17 protein-coding genes and 1 riboswitch are annotated in these 18,544 nt (G+C 75.4%); of the genes, 2 read left to right on the forward strand and 15 right to left on the reverse strand.

Annotated elements, in window-relative coordinates:
- Positions 1 to 60: 60 nt before the first annotated feature.
- Together JK356_RS20400 and JK356_RS20405 are read right to left on the reverse strand one after the other, a co-directional pair.
- Entirely contained in the window at positions 61 to 1,944 is a 1,884-nt protein-coding gene (locus tag JK356_RS20400; RefSeq protein WP_201870146.1) for a cell wall metabolism sensor histidine kinase WalK, read from the reverse strand.
- Positions 1,934 to 2,659, reverse strand: coding sequence for a response regulator transcription factor (locus JK356_RS20405; protein ID WP_201870147.1), 726 nt, complete (start codon positions 2,657 to 2,659; stop codon positions 1,934 to 1,936). Before JK356_RS20405 ends, JK356_RS20400 begins: the two co-directional genes overlap by 11 nt.
- A 341-nt stretch (positions 2,660 to 3,000) precedes the next feature.
- Between JK356_RS20405 and JK356_RS20410 the strand changes: the two genes are divergently transcribed.
- Complete coding sequence (locus tag JK356_RS20410) at positions 3,001 to 3,180, forward strand: hypothetical protein (protein WP_201870148.1); 180 nt, start codon at positions 3,001 to 3,003, stop codon at positions 3,178 to 3,180.
- A gap of 12 nt (positions 3,181 to 3,192) precedes the next feature.
- Here JK356_RS20410 and JK356_RS20415 read toward each other — a convergent pair whose 3' ends face one another.
- The 12 genes from JK356_RS20415 to JK356_RS20470 form a co-directional block, all read right to left on the reverse strand.
- Positions 3,193 to 4,038 (reverse strand): CoA ester lyase, encoded by an 846-nt coding sequence (locus JK356_RS20415; protein ID WP_201870149.1) that lies wholly within the window; start codon positions 4,036 to 4,038, stop codon positions 3,193 to 3,195.
- The gene (locus JK356_RS20420; RefSeq protein WP_201870150.1) at positions 4,035 to 5,249 is read right to left on the reverse strand and encodes a CaiB/BaiF CoA-transferase family protein; all 1,215 of its coding nucleotides are present in this window, start codon (positions 5,247 to 5,249) and stop codon (positions 4,035 to 4,037) included. Before JK356_RS20420 ends, JK356_RS20415 begins: the two co-directional genes overlap by 4 nt.
- Entirely contained in the window at positions 5,246 to 6,241 is a 996-nt protein-coding gene (locus tag JK356_RS20425; protein WP_201870151.1) for a ribokinase, read from the reverse strand. Before JK356_RS20425 ends, JK356_RS20420 begins: the two co-directional genes overlap by 4 nt.
- The gene (locus JK356_RS20430; RefSeq protein WP_201870152.1) at positions 6,238 to 7,716 is read right to left on the reverse strand and encodes an ADP-ribosylglycohydrolase family protein; all 1,479 of its coding nucleotides are present in this window, start codon (positions 7,714 to 7,716) and stop codon (positions 6,238 to 6,240) included. Before JK356_RS20430 ends, JK356_RS20425 begins: the two co-directional genes overlap by 4 nt.
- Positions 7,716 to 8,873 carry an ADP-ribosylglycohydrolase family protein gene (locus JK356_RS20435; RefSeq protein ID WP_201870153.1) on the reverse strand — a complete coding sequence of 386 codons (1,158 nt, stop codon included), beginning with the start codon at positions 8,871 to 8,873 and terminating at the stop codon, positions 7,716 to 7,718. The genes JK356_RS20430 and JK356_RS20435 overlap by 1 nt, the downstream gene beginning before the upstream one ends.
- Positions 8,870 to 10,081, reverse strand: coding sequence for an ADP-ribosylglycohydrolase family protein (locus JK356_RS20440; protein WP_201870154.1), 1,212 nt, complete (start codon positions 10,079 to 10,081; stop codon positions 8,870 to 8,872). Before JK356_RS20440 ends, JK356_RS20435 begins: the two co-directional genes overlap by 4 nt.
- Before the next feature lie 67 nt (positions 10,082 to 10,148).
- Complete coding sequence (locus tag JK356_RS20445; RefSeq protein WP_201870199.1) at positions 10,149 to 11,135, reverse strand: ADP-ribosylglycohydrolase family protein; 987 nt, start codon at positions 11,133 to 11,135, stop codon at positions 10,149 to 10,151.
- A 239-nt stretch (positions 11,136 to 11,374) separates the two neighbouring features.
- Positions 11,375 to 12,694 carry a sugar ABC transporter substrate-binding protein gene (locus JK356_RS20450; RefSeq protein ID WP_201870155.1) on the reverse strand — a complete coding sequence of 440 codons (1,320 nt, stop codon included), beginning with the start codon at positions 12,692 to 12,694 and terminating at the stop codon, positions 11,375 to 11,377.
- A complete protein-coding gene (locus JK356_RS20455) occupies positions 12,694 to 13,575 on the reverse strand; it encodes a carbohydrate ABC transporter permease (RefSeq protein WP_201870156.1) in 882 nt (293 codons plus the stop codon). Before JK356_RS20455 ends, JK356_RS20450 begins: the two co-directional genes overlap by 1 nt.
- Positions 13,572 to 14,543: a carbohydrate ABC transporter permease gene (locus JK356_RS20460; protein WP_201870157.1), complete on the reverse strand. Its 972-nt coding sequence runs from the start codon at positions 14,541 to 14,543 to the stop codon at positions 13,572 to 13,574. Before JK356_RS20460 ends, JK356_RS20455 begins: the two co-directional genes overlap by 4 nt.
- A gap of 7 nt (positions 14,544 to 14,550) precedes the next feature.
- Complete coding sequence (locus JK356_RS20465; RefSeq protein WP_201870158.1) at positions 14,551 to 15,609, reverse strand: LacI family DNA-binding transcriptional regulator; 1,059 nt, start codon at positions 15,607 to 15,609, stop codon at positions 14,551 to 14,553.
- 177 nt (positions 15,610 to 15,786) lie between these two features.
- Positions 15,787 to 16,311: a DUF421 domain-containing protein gene (locus JK356_RS20470; RefSeq protein ID WP_201870159.1), complete on the reverse strand. Its 525-nt coding sequence runs from the start codon at positions 16,309 to 16,311 to the stop codon at positions 15,787 to 15,789.
- A gap of 192 nt (positions 16,312 to 16,503) precedes the next feature.
- Positions 16,504 to 16,598, forward strand: a riboswitch (ZMP/ZTP riboswitch).
- 31 nt (positions 16,599 to 16,629) lie between these two features.
- Between JK356_RS20470 and JK356_RS20475 the strand changes: the two genes are divergently transcribed.
- A complete protein-coding gene (locus JK356_RS20475) occupies positions 16,630 to 18,084 on the forward strand; it encodes a glycine hydroxymethyltransferase (protein ID WP_307815803.1) in 1,455 nt (484 codons plus the stop codon).
- Between the two features lie 32 nt (positions 18,085 to 18,116).
- Here JK356_RS20475 and JK356_RS20480 read toward each other — a convergent pair whose 3' ends face one another.
- On the reverse strand, positions 18,117 to 18,434 hold the full coding sequence (locus JK356_RS20480) for a GNAT family N-acetyltransferase (protein ID WP_201870161.1): 318 nt from the start codon (positions 18,432 to 18,434) through the stop codon (positions 18,117 to 18,119).
- Positions 18,435 to 18,544 lie beyond the last annotated feature (110 nt).

Genomic DNA, 18,544 nt, shown 5'->3' on the forward strand with positions numbered 1-18,544 from the left:
AACCGGGGAACCGAGCAGGCACCGCCGTTCTTATGAGCCTTTTCCGGACGTGATTTCCGGTCAGCTGGCGGGGCAGGGCGGAGGCGGCGGCAGCCGCAGCGTGAACACCGCCCCCGAACCGGGCGGGCTCTGCGCCGTCACCCGCCCGCCGTGCGCCTCGGCGAGGCGCCGGGTGATGGCCAGCCCCAGCCCGCTGCCGCCGGCCGCCCGGCCGCGGGAGCGGTCCGCGCGGTAGCAGCGGTCGAAGACGAACGGCAGATGCTCCGGCGGGATGCCAGGCCCGGTGTCGGCGACGGTGAACACGGCGCCGCTGCTGCCGCCGTCACCGCCGCCGCTGCCTTCCCGCACCCGTACCTCCACCGTGCCGCCGCGCGGGGTGTGCGTGACCGCGTTGGCCACCAGGTTGCTCAGCGCCTGCCGCAGCCGCACCGGATCGGCGAACACCGGCACCGGGTCCGGCGGGACATCCAGCCGCAGCGCCACGCCGCTGGCCCGGGCCCGCGCCGAGTGCCCCGCCACCGCCTGCGCCGCCAGGTCGGCGGCATCGAGCTCGTCGGGATGGATCCGCAGCTCCCCGGCGTCGGCCAGCGCCAGGTCCCGCAGGTCGGCCACCAGGTGTTCCAGCAGGCCGGACTCCTCCCGCAGCGACCCCACCAGCGCGGCGTCCACCGGCACCACGCCGTCCTCGGCCGCTTCCAGGTGGCTGCGGATGTTCGCCAGCGGCGTGCGCAGCTCGTGGGCGATGTCGCTGAGCATGGCCTTCCGCTGCCGCGCCCCCGCCTCGACCGACGCCGCCATCGCGTTGAACGCCTCACCCAGGCGTGTCATCTCGTCCCTGCCCCGCACCCGCACCCGCGCGGAGAGATCGCCGCTCTCCATGCGCCGCACGGCGGCGGTCAGCGCCCGGACCGGCCGCACCACCCGCCGCCCGCCCGCTACCGCGGCCACCGCCGCCGCCAGCAGCACGCCCGCCCACGTCACCGCCAGCCAGCGCCAGGTGGCGGGGGAGAACGGATCGGCGGGATCCGGGGTGCCCAGGTACAGGTCAGCGGGCGGTGCCACGTACGGCCGCAGCGCCGCCGTGTGCGCCGCGCGCTCGCAGCCCTGCCAGGCGGCGGGAGGCCGGGCCCCGGCCGCCGGGGTCACGGCGGTCAGCCCGTGCGGCCCCTGGGCCACCTCATAGGGCAGACCGTGCGACGCCAGGCAGCCGGTCACCAGCTCGACGGCCCGGGCGTTCAGCTTGCGGACGGCGTCGGTCGGCTCGGTCAGCCCCGGGGGGACGCACCGCCCGGCGACGCCGTCCAGCGCCGGCCAGACCGCCTCCAGCCGGGCCGCGGTGCTCGTCAGGGACGGGAACAGCAGGCTGGCGGCGGCCGTCACGGGCCGGCCCGGCGCCGCCGCCGGGACCCCCTCGCGCTCCAGGCAGGCGCTGGCCTCGGCGGCCAGCCGCTCCTGCCGCTGCCGCTCGGCGTCCGTCGCCCGCCAGCCGTCGTACGCCAGCCGGGCGCGCGGGACGCTACCGGAGGCACCCGTGACCGTTTCGTGGGGAGGACGCGGGTGCCGCTGGCCGGGGCCGGCATCCGGGTCGGCTGCGTCCACCCGCGCCGCCGGGGTGCCGGGCAGCCCGGCGGCTCCCTGGCCGAGCAGCCGCGCCGAGTCGGCGATGACCTCGCCCTCCGGGGTGGTGAGGGCGATCCGCCGCCCGGTCCGCTCCGCCAGCTCCCGCACCAGCGGCCCGACGCCCTCCCAGTCCGGGTGATCGGCCGCGTAGCCGAGCAGCTCGCCGTGGAGGGAGGCGTCCGTCTCCAGCAGGAAGGCGTCGTTCTCCAGCCGTTCCGTGACGTGGTTTCCCGCGCCGTACGCCGCCAGTACGGTGGCCGCCGCCGCCAGCGCCGCGACCGCCAGGGACAGGGCCAGCAGCCGCGGCAGCAGGCTACGGCGCATCCGTGGCCGCCTTTCCGGGCTCCTCAGCGGTCGGGTCGGCCAGCTTGTAGCCGACGCCGTAGACCGTCAGCAGGTAGCGGGGACGGGTGGGGACCCGCTCGATCTTGCGGCGCAGGTTCATCACGTGCACGTCGATGGTGCGGCCCGTCGCGTCGCGGCCGAAGCCGGAGGCGTGCTCCAGCAGCAGCTGCCGGGTGAAGGCCCGCCCCGGGGACGCCGCCATGCACATCAGGATGTTGAACTCCGCGGGCGTGGTGCCGACCGGGTGGCCGTCGACCCGCACCTCGTGCCGCGCCCGGTCGACCGTCAGCTGCCCCACCCGGTACAGCTCCGGCTCGGCGGCCGCCGTCCTGGCGGCGCGCCGCAGCACCGTCCCGACGCGGGCGACGAGCTCGCGCGGGCTGTACGGCTTGGTGAGGTAGTCGTCGGCGCCGAGCGCCAGGCCCAGCAGCACGTCGTCCTCCTCGGCGCGGGCGGAGATCATGATGATGGGCAGGTCCCGCTCCGCTCTCAGCTCCCGGCAGACGTCCAGGCCGCCGACCCCGGGCAGCATCAGGTCCAGCACCAGCAGATCCGGGCGGCCCCGCCGCGCCTCGTCGAGGGCGGACCGGCCGTTGTACACCACCGTGGTCGTGTGGCCCTCACGCTCGAGAAACCGCCGGACCAGATCCGCGTGCTTGCGATCGTCTTCGGCGACAAGAATGTGTGCGGGCATGGACTGAGTGTCACTCCCGCAGATGAGAACTCTCTGAAATAACCGGCCGCTGACGTCCATTTAACCGGAATCTGACGGTCCACCGGCACGCTGTCCCCTAGCAGCGCGAGCCGTCACCAGCCAGACGGCGGCCGCACCAGGAGGGAAGCGGAGACCATGCGACATCCGCGGTGGGCTATTCCGGCCATGATCGCGGCGCTGATCCCGGTCGCCCGCGGGGCGGCGGCGGTGCGGCCCCGTCCCGGAAGAACACGCAGGAACGAGCGGGGAACGGCCGCCGCCCCGGGCGGCCGTTCCCCCGGATACACCGACACGGGCCGGAGGTTTCGCCGATGTGCGCAGTGTGCGAGGCGGTTGTCCACGGGTGCGGCGCGAAGGGATCCGAGGCGGCAAGCGCCGAGCTGATCGAGATACCCGTCACCAAGAACGACGACGGCACGCTCTCCCTGACCATGACGGAGGAGCAGTACGCCAGCGTCGCCTTCCAGCTGGCGGTCGGAGCCGCGGTGATGGGCGGCTGACGCCGCCGGTCCCTAGCCGGCGCCCGCGCGCCGCGCCAGCGCCAGGGTGCGGCGCGCCCCCGCGACGACCGCCGGGTCCACGAACCGGCCGTCCGGCAGCGCCAGCGCCCCGTCGTCGGTGGCGGCAGCCCGCACGATCTCGCGGGCCGACGCCACCTCGGCCTCCGTGGGCAGGTAGGCCCGCTCGATGACGGGGAGCTGCCGCGGGTGGATCGCGGCGCGGCCCAGGAACCCCAGCGCGCGGCCCGCCGCGCAGGAACGCGCCAGGCCCTCCTCGTCCCGCACGTCCGGGTACACCGACTGCGCCGGAGCCGGCAGCCCGGCCGCGCGGGCGGCGACCACGGCACGGGCGCGGGGCCACGCCAGCCCGTCCTCGCCCGCGACCCCCAGGTCGGCCCGCAGGTCGGCCTCGCCGAGCGCGAGGCCCGCCACGGCCGGGTGGCCCGTGGCGATCTCGAAGGCCCGCTCGACGCCCACCGCGTTCTCCAGCAGCGGGTACAGCGGCGGCACGGGCGCGCCGGTCCATGCGGCGACCCGGGCCAGGTCCGCCGGCCCGGTCACCTTGGGCAGGCGCAGCCCGGCGAGCCCCGGCAGCCTGGCGAGGCGGCGCGCCTCGCGCTCGGCCAGCGGCCCGTCCAGCGCGTTGATCCGCACGTGCACCGGCACGGGCCAGGTGTCCGCCAGGATGTCGGCCGCGGCGTCCAGCGCGTACCGCTTGCGGTCCGCGGCGACCGCGTCCTCCAGGTCGATGACGACGACGTCCGCGCCGGAGCCCAGCGCCTTGCGCACCACGTCCGGGCGGTCGCCGGGGGCGTACAGCCAGGTCAGCGGGGTGGCAGCGTCCGCGGCGGTGGTCACAGCGCGCCCTCCTCGCGCAGCTCGGCGATCCGGTCGGCGTCGAGCCCGAGCCCGGTGAGCACCTCCTCGGTGTCCGCGCCGTGCGGGCGCCCGGCCCAGCGGATGGCGCCGGGGGTGCGGGAGAGGCGGAAGAGGACGTTCTGCATGCGGACGGTGCCGAGCTCCTCGTCGGGCACCTCGGTCACGGACTCCAGCGCGCGGTACTGCTCGTCCGCCATGACGTCGGCGATGTCGTACACCGGCGCGATGGCGGCCTCGGCCCGCTCGAACGCGGCCAGCACCTCGTCCCGGTTGTGGCGGGCGATCCACGCGCCGACGGCCTCGTCCAGCTCGTCGGCGTGGCGGGCGCGCCCCGCGCCGGTGGCGAACCACTCCTCCTCGGTCAGCTCGGGGCGGCCGACCAGCCGCATGACCCGCTCGGCCACCGACTGCGCCGAGGTGGACACCGCCACCCAGCGCCCGTCGGCCGTGCGGTAGGTGTTGCGCGGTGCGTTGTTGGACGAGCGGTTGCCGGTGCGGGGCTGGACGTAGCCGAGCTGGTCATACCAGATGGGGTGCGGGCCCAGCACCGTCAGCATGGGCTCGATGATGGCCATGTCCACCACCTGGCCCTGGCCGGTGCGGTCGCGCCCGGCCAGCGCCGTCATCACCGCGTACGCCGTCGTCAGGGCGGCCACCGAGTCGGCGAGGCCGAACGGCGGCAGCGTCGGCGGCCCGTCCGGCTCGCCGGTCAGCGCGGCGAAACCGCTCATGGCCTCGGCCAGGGTGCCGAAGCCGGGCCGGCGGGCATAGGGGCCCTGCTGGCCGAAACCGGTCACGCGGGCCAGCACCAGCCGGGGGTTGGCGGCCGACAGCTCGTCCCAGCCCAGGCCCCAGCGTTCGAGGGTGCCGGGCCGGAAGTTCTCGATGATGACGTCGCTGTCCTTGGCCAGCCGCAGCAGCACCTCCCGGCCGCCGGGCGTGGACAGGTTAAGGGTGATGGTCTTCTTGTTGCGGCCGAGAAGCTTCCACCACAGGCCCACGCCGTCCTTGCTGGGGCCGTGGCCCCGCGAGGGGTCGGGCTTGCGGGGGTGTTCGACCTTGATGACCTCGGCGCCGAAGTCGCCCAGGAACGTGGCCGCGAGCGGTCCGGCGAAGAGAGTGGCGAGGTCGAGGACGCGCAGGCCGGCGAGCGGTGCGCGGTCGTCGGTGGTGGTGGCGGGCTGAGTCATGGTGCGCCCCTGTCGTGCGTCAGGTGCTCGTGGTGAGCGTCGTGCTGGTCGTGCGGGGAAGCGGTGTCCTGGGACTGGGCCTGGTGGTGCGCGGCGTGGAAGGCGTCGATCTCGGCGCGGTCTGGCATCGCGGAGGAGGCGCCCTGCCGCCCGACCGCCAGCGCGGCGGCGCTCGCGGCCCACGCCAGCGCCTCCGGCACCGGGCGGCCCTCGCCGCGCGCCACCGCCAGCGCCCCGGTGAACGCGTCGCCCGCGGCCGTGGTGTCCACCGCCCGCACCGGCACCGCCGGCACGGTCAGCGGCCGGGCGCCGCGCGCGGCGTACAGGCAGCCCGCCGCGCCGAGCGTGATGACGACCTCCGGCACCCGCTCGGTGAGCGCCGCGGCGGCGCGCTGCGGGTCGGCGTGGCCGGTGAGGGCCGCTGCCTCGTGCTCGTTGGGCACCAGCAGGTCGGTCAGGTCCAGCAGCTCGTCGGGCAGCGGGCGCGCCGGCGCCGGGGTCAGCACGGTGGCGACGCCGTGCGCGCGGGCGGCGCGGGCCCCGGCCAGCACGCCGTCCATGGGCAGTTCCAGCTGCATCAGCAGCGCGCCGGCGGCGGCGATCCGCTCCTCGTCGCCGGGCGCGAGCGCGGTGACCGTGCCGTTGGCGCCGGGCACCACGACGATGGCGTTGCCGCCCTCGTCGTCCACCACGATGTGCGCGGTGCCGCTGGGGCCGGGCACGGTGCGCAGCCCGGAGGTGTCCACGCCGGCGCCGGCCAGCGCGGCCCGGAGCCGGCCGGCGAAGTCGTCGTCCCCGACCGCGCCGATCATCGTGACGGCGCCGCCGGCGCGGGCGGCGGCGATGGCCTGGTTGGTGCCCTTGCCGCCCGGCACGGTACGGAACTCCCGCCCGGCGACGGTCTCGCCGCGGCGCGGGGCCGCCGCGACGTACGCGACGAGGTCCATGTTGGTGGAGCCCAGCACCGCGAGTGCCGGGGCGCGGCGGGTCATGCGGCCTCCCTCAGTTCCAGGGTCTGTGCGGCGAGCGTGTCGAAGCCGGTGCCGTCGAAGCCGCCGATCGACGTGGCCAGCCGGTTCTTCAGCGGCGCGGTCCAGCGTTCGGGCAGCGCCCCGGGGGAGCCGGCGAGCAGCCCGGTGATCGAGCCGGCCGTGGCGCCGTTGGAGTCGGTGTCCCAGCCTCCGGAGACGACCCGGCAGATGGAGCCGGAGAAGTCGCCGCCGGCATGGGTGAGCGCGGCGGCGAGCAGCGCGGCGTTCGGCAGCACGTGCACCCAGTGGTGGCCGGCGAAGCGGTCGTGCAGCCGGTCGGCGACCGCGGCGAACTCCTCGTCACCGCCCGGGTGCGCCCGGGCCGCCTCGATGCCGGCGCGGACCGCCTCGGCGTACCGCGAGCCGGGCGGCACGACGGCCAGCCCGGTGCGCAGGCACTCGTCAGCGGAGGTGGCGCCGCCCGCCGCGGCCGCGACCGCGGCGGCGGTGAACATCGCGCCGTACACGCCGTTGGCGGTGTGGGTGAGCACCGCGTCGCGGTGGGCCAGCTCCGCCGCCCGGCCCGGGGCGCCCGGGTGCGTCCAGCCGAAGACGTCGGCACGGATCTGGGCGCCGATCCACTCGCGGAACGGGTTGCGGTACGAAGCCGTCAGCGGCGGCTCCAGGCCCGCCAGCAGATTGCGGTACGCCACCCGCTCGGCGGTGAACGTCCGGCCCGCGGGCAGCGTGTCCAGCCACAGCGCGGCCACGTCCGCGGTGGTGAACGCGGTGCCGTGACGCCGCAGCAGCAGCAGGCCGAGCAGCGGGTAGTTCAGGTCGTCGTCCTCGGGTGCGCCGTCGATCGTCTCGGCCAGCGAGGTGGCCCGCGAGCGGCGGTTCCACGGGTACGCCTCGGCCACCTCGCGCGGCAGCCCGCGCGCGGTGAACCACGTCCGCAGCGGCCAGTTGCCGGTCGCCTGAGCCAGCGCCCGGATGCCCGCGAGCGGCAGCTTCTCCACCGGCTTGCCCAGCACGCACCCGGCCGCCCGGCCCAGCCAGGCCGCGTGCAGCCGCGCCAGCAGCTCGTCCCTGCTGTCCCTGCCGTCCCTGCCCTCCCTGTCGTCGCTGCCGTCGCGGCCCGCGGCCGCGCGGCGCGGCGCCGGCCAGTCCGGGCAGGCGGCCCGGATGGCGGCCAGGTCGGTCGGCTCGCGCTCGGCCAGCGGCGAGGGCAGGGCGGCCAGCTCGTCCAGCAGCCGCTCCGCCAGCTCGCGCAGCCCGGCGGGCGGCGGTCCGGGGGAGGCCCCGGCACGCGGGGGCGCGGGGTGGCCGCCGGCGTCGCGCCAGCGCGCGGCGATCGCGGCGACCCGCTCGGGGTCCCGGCCGTCCTGTGCCGCCTGGTTCAGCTCGTGGCCGACGAGGTCCTCCGGCTGCGTCCACGTCAGGCGCAGCAGCCGGCCGGCGGGTGCCACGCCGGTCTGAGGGCTGGCCGCGGTCATCAGGCGGCCCCCGCCAGCGCGGCGAAGCGCTCCTCGTGCGCCCGGCGCCGCTCGACGTCGCGCGAGAACACCTCGCGCGCCACCGCCGCCAGCGCCAGGCCGGGGGCGCGCAGGTCCAGCCGGCTGGCCCGCGCCACCTCGCCGCTCCACTCCTGCGGCACCGCGCTCTCGCCGGCCAGCGCGCCCGCGATCGCACCGCTCATGGTGGCGATCGAGTCGCAGTCGCGGCCGTAGTTGACCGAGCCGAGCACGGCAGTCCGGTAGGAGCCGTCCGCCACCAGCAGCATGCCCAGCGCGATCGGCAGCTCCTCGATCGAGTGGAGCCGGGAGGGGCGGCGCGCGCCCAGCGACGGGTTGCGGTACTCCGGTCCGACGGTGTCGTACGGCGCGACCGCCTCCCGCAGCGGCGCCAGCGCCTCCTCCGGGTCGTCGTAGCGCGCCGCGGTCTCGCACACCGCCTCGATCGCCGAGCGGGTGCCGTCCTTGGCGAGCCGCAGCGCCTCCGCCACCACGGAGCCGGGCGTCGCGCCGGGTGCGCACGCCGCGGCCACGGCCGCCGCGAACACCCCGGCGGCCTCCCGGCCGTAGCTCGACTGGTGCGCCCCGGCGATGTCCAGCGCCTCGGCGTAGGCCGCGTCGGGGTTCCCGGCGTTGACCAGGCCGACGGGCGCCATGTACATCGCCGCGCCGCAGTTGACGATGTTGCCGACCCCGGCCTCACGCGGGTCGACGTGCCCGTAGTGCAGACGCGCCACGATCCACTTCTCGGCCAGGAAGATCCGCTGGAGCGGCAGCGCCTCCGCCGCCATGTCGGGGATCCAGCGGGGGGTGGTGATCAGCTCGGGCACCAGGTGGTCGGCGATGGCGTACGCGTCCAGGTGGTCGCGCACCTTCTCGTAGACGCGCACCAGCGCATGCGTCATCAGGGTGTCGTCGGTGACGTGCCCGTCGCCCTTGTGGTAGGGGGCGATGGGCCGGGCGGTGCGCCAGTCGTCCTTGTAGAACGGCTCGACGATGCCGGTGACGCGGCCGCCGTGGCGCTTGGCGATGGCCTCGGGCGTCCAGCCCTCCACGGCGCCGCCGAGCGCGTCGCCGACGGCGGCGCCGACCAGGGCGCCGGTGGCGCGGTCTTCCAGGGACAGCGGGGGCGTGCTCATGGGGTGTCCTTCCTGTTCATGCCCGTCACGAGGTCACGCGAGGAGCGGGCGAGCCGCTCGGCGAGCTCGACGAGGTCGGTGTCGGCCAGCCGCGGCAGGGCACAGCCCGGCAGCGAGCGGCAGGCGTCGCGCCAGGACGCGGGCAGCGCCTCCGCGCCGCCGACGGCGCCGGTGAGCGCCCCGGCCAGCGCGGGCGCGGAGTCCGCGACGCGCGACAGGCAGGCGGCGCTGGGCACCGCCTCGGTGATGGCGCCCGCGGCCGCTACCGCCACGGCCAGGGCGACCGGCACGGTCTCGGCCGCGGCGATGCCGTAGCTGTAGACGTGGTCGACGATTTCGTGCTCCAGCACCGGCACGAGCGCGAAGGCGTTGCCCGGCAGCCCGGGCCGGGCCGCGGCCGCCGTCCGGCCCAGGTCCACCGCGTGCAGCGCGTTGCGCCGGATCTCGGTGCCCTCGGGCAGCTGGCGCAGCGCCGCGTCCACGCAGCCCTCGACCGGCTCCCCGCCGAGCGCCGCGGCCACGGCCGCCGCCATCGCGCGGGCGCCGTGGACCCCGTCGCCGTCCTGCGTGTAGCGGGCGTCGAACTCCGCCAGGTCGGCCGCCGCCTCGGGGCCGCCGGGGTGGACGACCGCGAGCACGGCCGCCCGCACGCAGGCGGCGTCGTCGAAGTAGTGCGGGTTGTCGTGCCCGGTCGCGGGCGGGCGCAGGCCTGCGGCCAGGTTGCCCAGGCCCGCCCGCACCGAGATCCGGGCGCGCAGCGGGATGTCCGCGGACTCGATCTCGTCGGCGCGCTCCGCCGCCGCGGCCACCTCGTCGGCCAGCGCGCTCCACGCCAGCGCCAGCGCCGCGCGCACCCGCTGGTCCGCCGTCAGGTCGCTGCGCCCGGCGGCCGTCGCCGACAGCACGGAGCCGGCGGTGAACGCCGCCCACTCGGCGTCGTCGGACGGGCCGAGCCGCAGCGGCTCCGGCGGCTGGTTGAGCGCTATCGGCACGGGCAGCGTCGTGGTTGCGTTCTGCTCCGCGAAGGTGTCCAGCTCACGGGTCAGCCGCCGCGTCCAGTCGGGCATCCGGGCGGCGCGGTGGCGCCCGGAGGGCCACCCGGCGGCGTCGCCCGCGGCGATGCCGAGCAGCAGCCCCTCGACGCGGCGCGGGTCCCCGGGAGCCGCCCGCCCGCCGAGCGCGGCCTCACTGACGGTGGGCGGTGTCATCGCACTGCCTCCCTGCCCTCGTGCCTGCCTGTCGTCCCGGCCCGCGTCGCCGGCGTCACTGGTGCGGTCACGCGGCGGCTCCCTCGCCGCCCGAGCTGCCGCCAGGCGGCGGTGTGAGCAGGTCGGCGACTTCCAGGACGTGACGGCCCGCCATAGACGGCAGGCAGCTGCCGCGCACCGGGCCGATGGCCTCGGCCCACTCGGCGGGGATCGCCGACTCGCCGCGCAGCGCGCCCGCGAGCGCGCCCGCCACCGCGGCGGTGGTGTCGGCGTCGCGGCCCATGTTCACCGCCATGGCCACCGCCTCGGTGAACTCGCCGCGCGCGGCGGCGAACGCGCCGAACGCCAGCCCCACCGCCTCCGGCGCCAGGTCCGTCCACGGATAGCCGCCGATGACGGTCGCCGAGCGGACCGCCCGCTCCACCGACAGCGGCGTGGCCCCGGGCTCGCGGCGGGCGCGGCGCGCCGCCGTGACCGCCCGGTGCAGCGACCGCGACGTCCAGGAGTCCTCCGGCACGACGGACAGTGCCGCCTGCACCACGACCTCCGGTTCGTGCGCCACCATGGCCGCGGCCACGCCCGCCGCGACGGCCCGGCCGCCGTGGATGCCCTCGCCGTCGTGTGAGACCGTGCCGTCGATGGCCACCAGGCGCGCGGCCTCGGCGGGGCGGCCGGCCGCGAACACCCCGAACGGTGCGGCGCGCATGGCCAGCCCGTCGCTCCAGGCGTGCCGGTGCTGCGCCGAGATCGGCGCGGCCAGGCCCCGGCGGAGGTTCTCCAGGGTGCCGCGCTCGCTGAATCCGGCGCCCCGGAACGGGCCCTCGTCCCGGTCGGCGATCCACTCGTGCCAGGCCGCCTCCACGTGCGCGACGGTCAGGTCCGAGCCGTGCTGAGCCAGCAGCAGGCCGGAGAAGAGCGCGTACTCGGTGTCGTCGGTGCCCGCCGGGTCGTCGGTGACGAACCCCTCGATGCGGCCCCACCGTGCCCGGATCTCCGAGGGCTTGAGGTTCTCGGCCGGGGCGCCGAGCGCGTCGCCGACGGCGAGACCGAGCATCGCGCCCCTGCCGCGGTCGCGCGGCACGGGCGCCGGCGGAGTCCCGCGCCGGGGTACGCTGCGCAGGCGCCGCCCGGCGCGGGTCCGCTCGCGGTCCCGCTCGCCGCAGCGCTCACGGTCGCGGTCGCGCGGCGCCGCCGCGCGCCGGGCCCGGTCCGGTCCGGTGTCGGTGGGGAAGCTTCGGCTCATGCTGATCTTCTGCTCATTTCTCGCTCGTGCGCCCTCGCGCGGGTGAGCCGTCATCTCTGGTAGCGGTCGAGCGTGCGGTTGCCGTCGTCGGTGAGTGCCTCGCGCAGCCCGGCCAGGTCGATCTCGCCGCTGTAGTAGCGCTGGAACGCGGGGGTCGCGATCTTGTCGCGCCACTCCCAGAAGCCGCGTACGCCGATGGCGGGGGAGGGCCGCAGCCCGGCGGCGAGTTCCGCACCGGTGCGCCAGCCGTGCTCGGACACGCGCAGCGCCGGGTCGGCCAGCGCCTGGGAGCTGGTCGGCAGCATCCAGTCGCCGAGCGCCAGGTCGACCACGTGCTCGGGCTGGGTCATGAAGGCGATGAACTCGGCCGCGGCCCGCTGGTGGTCGCTGTCCTCGGACACCGACAGGGTCTGCGGTGCCACGCCCTGCGCGAGGCCGTGCTCCTCGCCGCCGGTCGGCATCGGCAGCACGGTCCACTCAAAGCCGTCCGGCGCCTGCTGCGTGATCTGCTGCCGGTAGGAGAAGTTGAGCGGCAGCATCGCGTAGCGGCCCGCGAAGAAGCCGGGCAGGGTGTCCGAGCCGGTCATGCCCAGGCTGCTGCGGGGAGCGGTGCGGTCCTCGTTCACCTGCCGGTGGATGACCTCGGCGACGGCGGAGTCGGCCGGCCCGAACCGCACCTCGTTCTCGCCGTTCTCCTGGTAGAAGACGCGGCCGCCGGTGCTCAGCGACAGGTTGACGCTCTGGCTGACCGGCTCGCTCATCGACCACGCCACGCCGTAGGTGTCGGTCCGGCCGTCGCCGTCGGTGTCCTGCGTCATGGCGGCGCTGGCCCGCTCGAACTCCTCCCAGGTCCACGGCTGGTCCGGGGTGGGGACGCGCACCCCCGACTCCGCCAGCAGCCGGGTGTTGGCGATCAGCACCCGCGGCTCCTGGAGGAACGGCACCCCGTACAGGCCGTCGTCGTACCGTGTCGTCCGCCAGGTCTGCTCCGGGATGTCGTCGAGCAGCGAGCCGGGCAGCAGCTCAGACAGGTCGGCCAGGTAGCCGCCGCCCGCGAAGTCCACCAGGTCGGAGGCGTCGTTGTGCACGATGTCGGGCGCCTCGCCCGCCATGAAGGACGTCAGCAGCTGGTCATGGACGTTGGCCCAGTCGCCCTGGACGTACTTGACCTGCACTCGCGGATGCGACGCGTTCCACTCCTCGACGAGTGCCCTGGTGGCGGCGATGGACTCGTCCTGCCAGGCCAGGCTGAGGAACTCCAGCGTGACGGTGGAGTCGTCGCCGTCGCCGCCGAGGCCGCACCCGGCCGCCAGGGTAAGCGCCAGCGCCGCCGCGCCCGCGCGGGCGCCTGTCCGCGTGCCCCGGCGCATCAGCCCTTCACCGCCCCGGCGATCATGCCGCTGGCCAGCCGCCGCTGAAGCAGCGCGAAGAACAGCAGGCTCGGCACGGTGGCGAGGAACGACGCGGCGGCCAGCGGGCCGAGGTCCGCGACGCCCTCGGCGCCGATGAAGTGGGTGAGGATCACGGACATCGTCTGGTTCTCCGGGGACTTCAGCAGGACAAGGGCGAAGAAGAACTCGTTCCAGGAGGTGACGAACGAGAACATCAGCGTGGCCACCAGCCCGGGCGTCAGCAGCGGCAGCACGACGCTGGTGAGCGTGCGCAGCCTGCCCGCGCCGTCGACGGCCGCCGCCTCTTCCAGCGACGCCGGCACCGCCTTGACGTAGCCGCGCAGCATCCACAGGCAGAACGGCAGGCACCACACGACGTACACCAGGACCAGGCCCGGCAGCGCGTCGATGAGCCGCAGCTCCCGCAGCACCAGGAACAGCGGGATGATCACCAGCACCAGCGGGAACATCTGGCTGACCAGGATCCAGCCGCTGGCCACCCCGCTGATCCGGGAGCGGTGCCTGGCCATCACGTAGGCGGCGGGCACGGCGATCGCCACGGCGAGGACGGAGGCGCACCCCGCGGCGATCAGGCTGTTGAGCGCGGACCGCAGCAGCGGCTGCGCCTCGAAGGCCTCCCGGTAGTTGTCCAGCGTCGGCTCGCGGGGTATCCACGTCGGGTCGATGGACCCCAGCTCCTGCGGCGACTTGAACGACGTCGACAGCAGCCACACCAGCGGGAAGGCGAGGAAGAGCAGGTAGCACAGCAGCGCGGCGTACTGGCCGGCGCGGCCGGCGGCGCGGCGCGCCCTGGTCTTCGCCGGGACGGCCGGGGCGGGGGATGTCGGCGGGGCGGTCACCGGTCGGCCTCCGTGGGGTCGGTGCGCAGCGACCTGCGCAGGAACAGGGTCAGCAGCACGGCGACGACGGCGACCATCACCAGGCCCATCGCGGCGGCGTAGCCGAACTGCCCGTACCGGAAGGCCTCCTCGTAGGCGAAGAGCATCGGCAGCCGGGTCTCGCCGCCGGGGCCGCCCTGGGTGAGGACGTAGACCAGGCCGAAGGAATTGAAGTTCCAGATGAAGTTGAGCGCGGTGATCGCCAGCACCACCGGCTGGATCGCGGGCCAGGTGACCGAGGCGAAGCGCCGCCACACTCCGGCGCCGTCCAGGTGCGCGGCCTCCCGCAGCTCGTTCGGCACGTTCTGCAGGCCGGCGAGCAGCACCACCGTGGTCTGCGGCATGCCCGCCCACACGCCCACGGCGATGACGGCGGGCAGCGCGAGGGAGAAGTTGGTGAGCCAGTCGAGGTTCTCGTCGATCAGCCCGAGGTCGGTCAGCGTCCGGTTCAGGATGCCCGCGTCCTGGTGGTACACCAGGCGCCACATCACGCCCACCACCACCTCGGGCATCGCCCACGGCACCAGCGCCAGCGTCCGGGCCAGCCACCGGAAGCGGAGGTTCTGGTTGAGCAGCAGCGCCAGGCCCAGCGCCAGGAGGAACTGGAGCGTGGTCACGCTGACGGCCCACACCAGGCCGACCCGGAAGGAGTCCCAGAACAGGTCGTCGTGGCGCAGGTCAGCGAGGTTGAGCAGGCCGATGAACTGCGTCGGCTCGGTGCGCCCGACCTGGGAGTCGGTGAACGCCAGGGACATGCCGTAGAGCAGCGGCACGACGCTCAGCACCAGGATGGGTATCAGCGCCGGCAGCAGCAGGAACCACGCGCCCCGGTCCAGGCCCAGCGCCTGCTTGCGGCGCCGGGGATCGCGGGGCGGCGGGGTGCCGCGGCTGCCCGGAACGGCCTTGTTCCGGGGGGCGGTAAGACTCATGAAGACCTCATCGAAGGGGGGAATCAGCAGGGGCGGGGGGAACGGCTGTCCCGTCGGCCGGCGCGGTCGAGGCGCGCACGACGAGGCGGGGCGGCGCGGTCAGGGTGCGCGGGGCGCGCGGCGCGGTGTCCGGGCGCTCCAGGCGGTCGAGCAGCATCTCGGCGGCGCGCCGCCCGCGTTCGGAGGAGCCCAGGTCGACGCTGGTGAGCGGGGGCCAGCCCGCCTGCGCGAGCGCGCTGTCGTCCATGCCCGCGACGGCGATGTCCCGGGGTACGCGGATGCCGCGGGACAGCAGGGTGCGCAGCGCGCCCAGCGCGAGCTGGTCGTTGGCGCAGAAGATGGCGTCGGGCCGGTGCGGCAGCAGCCCGGCCGCCGCGCCGGCGCCGGCCTCGATGCCGAAGTCGGTGTGCACCACCAGCCGGTCGTCGTACGCCAGGCCGCATTCGGCGAGTGCGGCGCGGTAGCCGCGGTCGCGGTTGGCGCCGGGGACGGTGTCCGGCGGGCCGTTGACGAAGGCGATGCGGCGGCGGCCGGTCTCGTACAGGTGCCGCACGGCGGTGGCCGCGCCCGCGACCGAGTCCGCCCGGACGCTGTCCACCGGCACGCCCGGGGGCAGCGACCCGATAACGACGACGGGCCCGGCCGCGGCGGCCAGTGCCCTGGCGTGCGCGTCGGTGATGCGGATGGGGACGAGGATGAGTCCGTCGCTGGTGCGGTCCTTCAGGCTGTGCAGGACTGCCAGCTCGTCCTCGGCCACGGCGTCGGTGGAGTGCAGCAGCAGCCGGTAGCCCGCCGCCTTGGCGACGGCCTGGATCGCCCTGACCATCGCCACGTACACGGGGTTGCCGATGTCGGGCATGGCGAAGGTGAGCTGCCGGGTCCGGCCGCCCTTGAGTGAACGGGCCACGGCGTTGGGCACGTAGCCCAGCTCCGCGGCGGCGCGGCGGACCCGCTCGGTCGTATCGCGGCGCGCCGCCTGGCCGTTGAGGACGCGCGAGACGGAGGCGATGGAGACACCCGCCCGTTCCGCTATCGACACAATGGTCGGCTGTCCGCCGTTCGCCATGGCCTGATGCCCTCTTCAGTCGGATTGTGTGACTTACTGGAAACGTTTCCAGCCGCTGTAATCGTTTCCAGATGGTGTGCTACGCGTTCCGCCCCGTCAAGGGGGCACGTGCTGTGAGGGATCTCATCCCGGCGGAGGACCCGGGGCACGGCGAGGGCGGCGGGACGCGTGCCGGCGCTACGGCGCCTGGGGGCGGACCGGCTGGCCGCCTCCGTTCTCGCCGCGCCGGAGGATGATGCTGATCATCCCGTTCGGCTCGAGGTAGGCGCGCTCCACCTGCGCGAGATCATCGATGCCGTGCAGCCGCAGCTGGACCATGACCTCGTCGCGGCTCATCAGCTCCCGCCGCATCACCTCGCGGTGCAGCCGGCCGTCCTCGATCAGCAGCCGGGGGCGCGCCTTGATGGCGCGTGACAGCCGGGGCCAGCGGTAGGTGACCGCGTCCAGCGCCACGCTCCAGACGATGACCGTGGCGGCCAGCAGGGCCCCGTCCGTGAGAGACCCGCTGCCGCCCACCAGCCCCGGGGCGAACGCCTGGGCGACCAGCACCACCAGGAAGACATCGGTGAGCCCGAGGCCGCCGGCCTCGCGCTGCCCGGCCGTCCGCATCATGGCCGTCAGCACCAGGAAGGTGACCGTGCCCCTGAGGCAGAGCTCCAGCGGAGAGACGCTCGGAGCGAACAGCGTGTGCCAGTCGGGCATGCCGGACATGGTCCGAGGTAACCATCTCGCGGCGCGGGCGCCGCGGACGACGCGCGGGCCACGGCGGCCCTCCCGTGCCCGCCCCCGCTGCTCCCTCGCCGCCGCCGTTCGCGGCCGTCCGGCCCGGGAGCGGCCGTCCCGCCTGGCGGCCGTGGCGGGGGCCCGGTCCCGGTCAGGGCGGCTGATACGCTCGCACGGGGCCGTGACTGGCGCGTTCGGATGGGAAAGACCATCAGGGAGCGGCCCCGCACGCGAGCGATGAGGGGCCGCGCGCCTGGGCCGTCGCGACCTGTGCCATGTCCGTCATGGAGGGCCCCAGTGAACCACCCGTCCACCGCTTCCGCTGCCACCGCGTCGGCCGCCTTCCGCGGCTCCCTTGAGGTGATCCGCGCCGTCGAGCCGCGCGTGGCCGATGCCATCGGCGCCGAGATCGAGGACCAGCGCGCCTCACTGAAGCTGATCGCCAGCGAGAACTACGCCTCGCCCGCCGTCCTGCTCGCCATGGGCAACTGGATGAGCGACAAGTACGCCGAGGGCACGGTCGGCCGCCGCTTCTACGCCGGCTGCAAGAACGTCGACACCGTCGAGTCGCTCGCCGCCGAGCACGCCCGTGAGCTGTTCGGCGCCCGGCACGCCTACGTCCAGCCGCACTCGGGCATCGACGCCAACCTCGTCGCCTTCTGGGCCGTCCTCGCCGCGCGCGTGGAGAGCCCGGCCCTGGAGCGCGCGGGCGTCCGCCAGGTCAACGAGCTGACCGAGGCCGACTGGGAACAGCTCCGGCGCGACCTGGGCGGCCAGCGGATGCTGGGCATGTCCCTGGACGCGGGCGGCCACCTCACTCACGGCTTCCGGCCGAACATCTCCGGCAAGATGTTCCACCAGCGCAGCTACGGCACCAACCCGGAGACCGGGCTGCTCGACTACGACGCCGTGCGCGCCGCCGCCCGCGAGTTCCGCCCGCTGATCCTCATCGCCGGCTACTCCGCCTACCCCCGGCTGATCAACTTCCGCATCATGCGCGAGATCGCCGACGAGGTGGGCGCGACGCTCATGGTGGACATGGCGCACTTCGCCGGCCTGGTCGCGGGCAAGGTGCTCACTGGTGACTTCGACCCGGTGCCGCACGCCCAGATCGTGACTACCACCACGCACAAGTCGCTGCGCGGTCCGCGCGGCGGCATGGTGCTGTGTGACGAGACGCTCGCCGAGCAAGTCGACCGCGGCTGCCCGATGGTGCTCGGCGGCCCGCTGCCGCATGTGATGGCCGCCAAGGCCGTCGCCCTCGCCGAGGCCCGGCAGCCCGCCTTCCGCGACTACGCGCAGCGCATCGTGGACAACTCCCGCGCCCTGGCCGAGGGCCTGATGCGGCGCGGCGCCCGGCTGGTGACCGGCGGCACCGACAACCACCTGGTGCTGCTCGACGTCTCGGGGTACGGCCTTACCGGCCGCCAGGCCGAGGCCGCGCTGCTCGAAGCCGGGATCGTCACCAACCGCAACGCCATCCCGCGCGACCCCAACGGCGCCTGGTACACCTCCGGCATCCGCCTGGGCACGCCCGCCCTGACGACCCGCGGCCTGGGCACCGACGACATGGACGAGGTCGCCGCGCTGATCGACACCGTGCTGCGGCAGACCACGCCGGGCACGACCAAGAGCGGCAAGCCGTCCAAGGCGGCCCACGTGCTCGCCGACGGCGTCGCCAAGCAGGTCGGGGAGCGCGCCGCCGACCTGCTGGCCCGCCACCCGCTCTACCCGGGCATCGACCTGGGCTGACGCGCCGCGCCGCCCGCCTGCCCCGGCCGCCGTCAGCCGGCCAGCAGCGGCCGGTACTCCGGGTGCCGCTCCACGTAGCCGGCGACGAAGGGGCAGGTGGGCCGCACGCGCAGCCCCCGGTGGCGGGCGTCCTCCAGGGCGGCGCGCGCCAGTTCCGCGGCGACGCCCTGGCCCCGGCTCTCCTCGGGCACGAACGTGCTCAGGTAGTCCACCGTTCCCCGGCGCCTCTCCCCGCCGGTCCCGTCGTCGGTCCCCTCGTCCCGCCGGTAGACGAGGTAGCCGGTGATCCGCTCGCCGTCCCGGGCCTCGAACCGGCCGCGGCCCTCGGCGTCGATGATGTCCGGCGTCATCGGGGCTCCCCTCGCTCGGCTGTGCTGTCCGGTCCCCCTCGCTAGGCACCCTAGGCGCACCGTCCGGTTCGCGCCTGTTGTGGGACATCCTGTGGGACATCTTGCGGGCA

Origin of the sequence: Streptomyces sp. 7-21 (assembly GCF_016741785.1) — a bacterium.
GTDB lineage: Bacteria > Actinomycetota > Actinomycetes > Streptomycetales > Streptomycetaceae > Streptomyces.

Bases quoted from the DNA above. Each gene is read 5' to 3' on its own strand.
- JK356_RS20460 (WP_201870157.1), bottom strand. From the start codon at position 14,543: ATGAGTCTTACCGCCCCCCGGAACAAGGCCGTTCCGGGCAGCCGCGGC.
- JK356_RS20405 (WP_201870147.1), bottom strand. From the start codon at position 2,659: ATGCCCGCACACATTCTTGTCGCCGAAGACGATCGCAAGCACGCGGAT.
- JK356_RS20425 (WP_201870151.1), bottom strand. From the start codon at position 6,241: ATGACCCGCCGCGCCCCGGCACTCGCGGTGCTGGGCTCCACCAACATG.
- JK356_RS20430 (WP_201870152.1), bottom strand. From the start codon at position 7,716: ATGACCGCGGCCAGCCCTCAGACCGGCGTGGCACCCGCCGGCCGGCTG.
- JK356_RS20450 (WP_201870155.1), bottom strand. From the start codon at position 12,694: ATGCGCCGGGGCACGCGGACAGGCGCCCGCGCGGGCGCGGCGGCGCTG.
- JK356_RS20420 (WP_201870150.1), bottom strand. From the start codon at position 5,249: ATGACTCAGCCCGCCACCACCACCGACGACCGCGCACCGCTCGCCGGC.
- JK356_RS20445 (WP_201870199.1), bottom strand. From the start codon at position 11,135: ATGCTCGGTCTCGCCGTCGGCGACGCGCTCGGCGCCCCGGCCGAGAAC.
- JK356_RS20465 (WP_201870158.1), bottom strand. From the start codon at position 15,609: ATGGCGAACGGCGGACAGCCGACCATTGTGTCGATAGCGGAACGGGCG.
- JK356_RS20480 (WP_201870161.1), bottom strand. From the start codon at position 18,434: ATGACGCCGGACATCATCGACGCCGAGGGCCGCGGCCGGTTCGAGGCC.
- JK356_RS20440 (WP_201870154.1), bottom strand. From the start codon at position 10,081: ATGACACCGCCCACCGTCAGTGAGGCCGCGCTCGGCGGGCGGGCGGCT.
- JK356_RS20435 (WP_201870153.1), bottom strand. From the start codon at position 8,873: ATGAGCACGCCCCCGCTGTCCCTGGAAGACCGCGCCACCGGCGCCCTG.
- JK356_RS20400 (WP_201870146.1), bottom strand. From the start codon at position 1,944: ATGCGCCGTAGCCTGCTGCCGCGGCTGCTGGCCCTGTCCCTGGCGGTC.
- JK356_RS20470 (WP_201870159.1), bottom strand. From the start codon at position 16,311: ATGCCCGACTGGCACACGCTGTTCGCTCCGAGCGTCTCTCCGCTGGAG.